This window comes from Methylobacterium sp. WL18 (genome assembly GCF_008040015.1).
In the GTDB taxonomy this organism is placed as follows: Bacteria; Pseudomonadota; Alphaproteobacteria; order Rhizobiales; family Beijerinckiaceae; genus Methylobacterium; species Methylobacterium mesophilicum.
The window spans coordinates 1-4310 of record NZ_VRVD01000407.1; the positions used below are offsets into that span (position 1 = coordinate 1).

8 protein-coding genes are annotated in these 4310 nt (G+C 71.9%); 4 read left to right on the plus strand and 4 right to left on the minus strand.

The annotated features are described in order from the left end of the window. Positions 1-201: 201 nt before the first annotated feature. A complete protein-coding gene (locus tag FV228_RS21685) occupies positions 202-1461 on the minus strand; it encodes a histidine kinase dimerization/phosphoacceptor domain -containing protein (RefSeq protein ID WP_187277858.1) in 1260 nt (419 codons plus the stop codon). Between the two features lie 187 nt (positions 1462-1648). On the opposite strand from FV228_RS21685, the gene FV228_RS21690 reads away from it, so the two are divergent. Continuing rightward, the gene (locus FV228_RS21690) at positions 1649-1912 is read left to right on the plus strand and encodes a hypothetical protein (RefSeq protein WP_147856501.1); all 264 of its coding nucleotides are present in this window, start codon (positions 1649-1651) and stop codon (positions 1910-1912) included. A gap of 4 nt (positions 1913-1916) precedes the next feature. Here FV228_RS21690 and FV228_RS34835 read toward each other — a convergent pair whose 3' ends face one another. From FV228_RS34835 to FV228_RS21700, 3 genes are read right to left on the minus strand one after another with little or no spacing between them, the layout of a single operon-like run. Further along, the gene (locus FV228_RS34835; protein ID WP_281406518.1) at positions 1917-2078 is read right to left on the minus strand and encodes a type II toxin-antitoxin system RelE/ParE family toxin; all 162 of its coding nucleotides are present in this window, start codon (positions 2076-2078) and stop codon (positions 1917-1919) included. A 3-nt stretch (positions 2079-2081) separates the two neighbouring features. After that, the gene (locus FV228_RS34840) at positions 2082-2213 is read right to left on the minus strand and encodes a hypothetical protein (RefSeq protein WP_281406517.1); all 132 of its coding nucleotides are present in this window, start codon (positions 2211-2213) and stop codon (positions 2082-2084) included. A 14-nt stretch (positions 2214-2227) separates the two neighbouring features. Continuing rightward, positions 2228-2479, minus strand: a complete 252-nt coding sequence (locus FV228_RS21700) for a type II toxin-antitoxin system ParD family antitoxin (protein WP_147856502.1) — start codon at positions 2477-2479, stop codon at positions 2228-2230. A gap of 155 nt (positions 2480-2634) precedes the next feature. On the opposite strand from FV228_RS21700, the gene FV228_RS21705 reads away from it, so the two are divergent. The 3 genes from FV228_RS21705 to FV228_RS21715 form a co-directional block, all read left to right on the plus strand. Continuing rightward, complete coding sequence (locus FV228_RS21705) at positions 2635-2856, plus strand: DUF2945 domain-containing protein (protein ID WP_147856503.1); 222 nt, start codon at positions 2635-2637, stop codon at positions 2854-2856. 121 nt (positions 2857-2977) lie between these two features. After that, complete coding sequence (locus tag FV228_RS21710) at positions 2978-3478, plus strand: (2Fe-2S)-binding protein (protein ID WP_147856504.1); 501 nt, start codon at positions 2978-2980, stop codon at positions 3476-3478. Beyond that, on the plus strand, positions 3475-4310 hold an 836-nt coding region (locus tag FV228_RS21715), incomplete at its 3' end, for a xanthine dehydrogenase family protein subunit M (RefSeq protein WP_147856505.1). The genes FV228_RS21710 and FV228_RS21715, both read left to right, overlap by 4 nt.

The window sequence follows — 4310 nt, forward strand, 5'->3', positions numbered from 1 at the left end:
CGCTGGCGCAGGTCCGGCCCGGAGAGGGCGACGAGGCCGAGGACGCTCGCCAGGGCCAGCCCTGCCAGCAGCACGCGCCGCCGTCGCATCCCGTTCCCTCCGCAAGCGCCAACCCCGGGCGACCCCGGCAGCGATTGCCACTTTTGCCCGGTTTCTTCGTCCGAATCTACCTGAACTTGAGCGCGGGCGCCGGATGGCGGCTCAGGTCTCCAGGGGCACGTCGAGCCGGAAGCAGGCGCCCTGCCCCGCCTGCGGCACCGTCAGGGTGCCGCCGAGCTGCCGGGTCAGGCTGCCGACCACCCGCATGCCGAGGCTCTTCGAGGCGCGGCCGATCTCGAAATCCGCCGGCAGCCCGACGCCGTCGTCGGCGACCTCGACCACCAGGGTGTCGAGCTCGCGCTCGGCCCGGACCCGGATCGCGCCGCCGTCCGGATGGGTCTCGGGCGGGTAGGCGTATTTGAGCGCGTTGGTGACGAGCTCGTTGACCAGGAGCCCGATCGGGATCGCCCGGTCCGCCGAGATCCGCTGTGGTACCGCCGTGCAGGTGAGGCGCAGGCCCGGCGCGCCGCTGTCGAGATTGGCCACCAGCTTCTCCAGGAACGGCGCGAGGTCGAGCTCCCCGGGCACGCCCTCCCCGTCCCCGGCCTTCTCGCCGGCCCGGTCGTCCTGGCGCCAGAGCTGGTCGTGGACGCCGGCGATCGCCTCGACGCGGCTTCGCGCATCCGACAGGGCCGCCTGCACGGCGGGCTCCGCCTCGGCAGCGCGGGCCTGGAGGGCGAGCAGGCTCGCCACGATGGCGAGGCTGTTCTTGACCCGGTGGCTCATCTCGCGGGCGAGCAGGTCCTGCCGGGCGAGAGCTGCGCGCAGCAGGCTCTCGGTGCGCTGGCGCTCGATGGCGCCGCCGAGCAGGTTAGCGAAGCCCTGCATGAAGGCGATGTCGGCCTCCTCGAACATGCCCTCGCGGGTGTCGTCCACCTCCAGCACCCCGAAGGCGCCGTCCCGGTTCTCGATCAGCACGTTGATCGCCCGGCGGATGCCGTGATCGGCCATGAGCTGGGGCGTGCGGAACCGGGTCTCCTCGGCCAGGTGGTTCGAGATCACCGGCCGGCCGGTCTTGAGGGCGAAGCCCGCCGGGGAGGCGAGGTCGGCCCCGACCCGGGCCTGCCCGATCACGTCCGGCCCCCAGCCGACGCCGGCGCGCACCAGCAGCGTGTCCTCGCCGCGGCGGTATTCCAGCGCCTTGCAGAACTCCGCGCCCATCCCCTGGGCGCACAGCTCCGCGGCCCGCTGCAGCAGGTGGTCGACATCGGTGCCGCGCAGGGCCTCGACCCCGAACGCGGACAGGATCACCTGCTGGCGCAGGCGGTAGCCGAGATCGGGGGGCGCGAGGCCGGGCGCGGCGGGATCCGCCGGCGCATCGGGGCTGAGTTCCACTTCGGTCTGGTCGCCTGTCGCAGTCATGAGGGCGGCAGAGTAGCAGGAAGCGCGGCCCGGGGCGAAGCCGGCTTGTCGGTCCGGCCACGCTTCGCCGGCGCCCCCGTCGTCGCACCGGATCGTCGCACCGGATCGTCGCACCCCTTGCCGCCCCCGGACCCCGCCGGCGCCGGGCGGCGTTCCGTCAGTCCCGCCCGTCTCGAAGGATGGCACCATGGCCGACGATGTGAACGGACTCTCCGACAAGGCGCTCTCGATCTTCGCCTTCGCGGCCTATCACCGCCTGGTCAGCGGCGAGCGGGTCACCTCGGTCATCCGCAAGGACGGCGCCGGCCACGAGGCCGACCCGGTGGGCGTGAAGGAGCTGGAGGAGCGCGGCCTCGTCACCGCCGGCGAGACCGACATCGACCTCGGCGACACCGCCCAGGCGACCGTGGAGGCGATGGTCGCGGCTTTGCGCGGGGAAGTCGGGCGCTGAAGGGCTACGGCTCCTCCGGCGATGCGAAGCGGTCCGCGAGATCGCGGCGGCTGTGCAGGATGTTGATCACTTCGAGCACGTCGTCGCGGACCCGGAAATAGATCACGTAATTTCGGTGCGGAAAGCTGCGGATATCGGGTCTCAGATCCGGTCTGGGACGCCCCAGCGTTCAGGGCAACGCCGCGAACTTATGACAATGCGCACGCAGGCTCGCCACCACCTTGCGGCCGGTCGCGCGACTGCCGCTGGCTTCCGTGACGCGAACGAGGATGTCGACGAGATCCGCCTGCGCAGCGGCCAAGAAGACGACGCGTCTCATTCCCCGAAGCCGCGCGCCTCCAACGCGCGATCCGCGGCGTCCAGAGCCGCATCGATCTCGGCCTCGCTGACCTGACCGCCGGCCGCAATGGAGGCGTCGAGGGTCTCGCGCAGGGCTTGTAGCCGGGCTTCACGCTCCGCGACCAAGCGCAGCCCCTCCCGCACCACATCGTTCGCCGAGCCGTAGCGGCCCTCGCGAATGACGCGCTCGATGAAGCCCTGCCAGCGATCCTCGACGCAGACGTCCATGGCGCCACCCTCCTCAGGATACCCGGCAGGATACCAGAGATCGCGCCGTCCGGGGTACCCCGTCGCGCCCGGGCCTGCGGCATCCCGGCCGTGGAAGCCCGGGAACGCCCCCGCCCCCGGCGGCCTTCTCCCGCACCAGACGATGGAGCGCGCGGATGAGCAAGGCGGACGTGAAGGCCGGGGACGACGTGACCTACACGTGGGGCAAGGGCTCCGTCGAAGGCGAAGTGACCAAGGTCCACACCAAGGACGTCGAGAAGACGATCAAGGGCAACACGGTCAAGCGCGCGGCCTCGAAGGACGAGCCCGCCGTGGAGATCGAGACCGCCAAGGGCAAGACGGTCCTGAAGTCCGTCTCCGAGGTCACGGTCAAGTAAGCCGATCCGCGCAGGCGCCCCGCGGTGTGAGGTGGCGCACATGATCCCCGCCCCGGGCCTCGCCGGGGGCGGGCTCCCGGCTATCTGTAACGGTTCCAGCCTTTGCCAGCCGGGACCCAGCATGAATATTCCCCTCCGGCTTACCCTGAACGGGCAAGCCCGCGAGATCGCCCTCGACGATCCGCGCGTCACCCTCCTCGACCTCCTGCGCGAGCGGCTCGGCCTGACGGGCGCCAAGAAGGGCTGCGACCGCGGCCAGTGCGGCGCCTGCACGGTGCTGGTGGACGGGCGGCGGATCAATGCCTGCCTCACCCTCGCCGTGAGCCTCGACGGGGCCGAGATCCTGACCATCGAGGGTCTGGCCGAGGGCGATCGGCTGCATCCGGTCCAGGCGGCCTTCATCGCCCATGACGGCTTCCAGTGCGGCTTCTGCACCCCGGGCCAGATCATGAGCGCTGTCGGACTGATCCGCGAGGGCCAGGCCGGCACCGATCCCGAGCGCATCCGCGAGGGCATGAGCGGCAACCTCTGCCGCTGCGGCGCCTATGCCGGCATCCTCGACGCGGTGCAGGAGGCGTCGCGCCCCACCGGACAGGTCGAGCATCGGGAGGACGCGGCGTGAGGAACTTCGACTACATCCGCCCCGCGAGCCTGCCGGAGGCCGTCGCGGCCGGGCAGCTTCCCGACACCGCCTATCTCGCCGCCGGCACCAACCTGGTCGACCTGATGAAGGGCGGCGTCACCGCCCCCGCCCGGATCGTCGACATCACCCGGCTGCCGGGTCTCTCCAGCATCGAGCCCCTGCCGGACGGCGGCACCCGGATCGGCGCCCTCGTGCGCAACAGCGACCTCGCCTACGACCCGAGGATCGAAAAAACCTACCCGATGGTGGCCGAGGCCCTGCTGGCCGGCGCCTCGGCGCAGCTGCGCAACGCCGCCACCGTGGGCGGCAACCTGATGCAGCGCACCCGCTGCCCGTTCTTCACCGACGCGGTCTCGCCTTGCAACAAGCGCGAGCCCGGCTCCGGCTGCGCGGCTTTGGGGCACGCCACCCGGATCCACGCCGTCCAGGGCTGGAGCGAGCACTGCATCGCCACCAACCCGTCCGATTTCTGCGTGCCGCTCGCCGCCCTCGACGCGGTGGTCGAGATCGCCGGGCCGGACGGCGCCCGGGAGGTGCCGCTGACCGCGTTCCACACTCTCCCCGGCGACCATCCGGAGCACGAGACGGCGCTGCGCCCGGCCGAGCTGATCACCGCGGTGCGGCTGCCCCCCGAGGCGGCGTCGTTCCAGGGCAACGCCCGCTACCTCAAGGTCCGCGACCGCACCTCCTACGCGTTCGCGGTGGTCTCGGCCGCCGCCGCCCTCACGCTCGACGGCCAAAAGATCGGCCGAGCCCGGCTCGCCTTCGGCGGGCTGGCGCTCAAGCCCTGGCGGGTCGAGGCGGCCGAGGC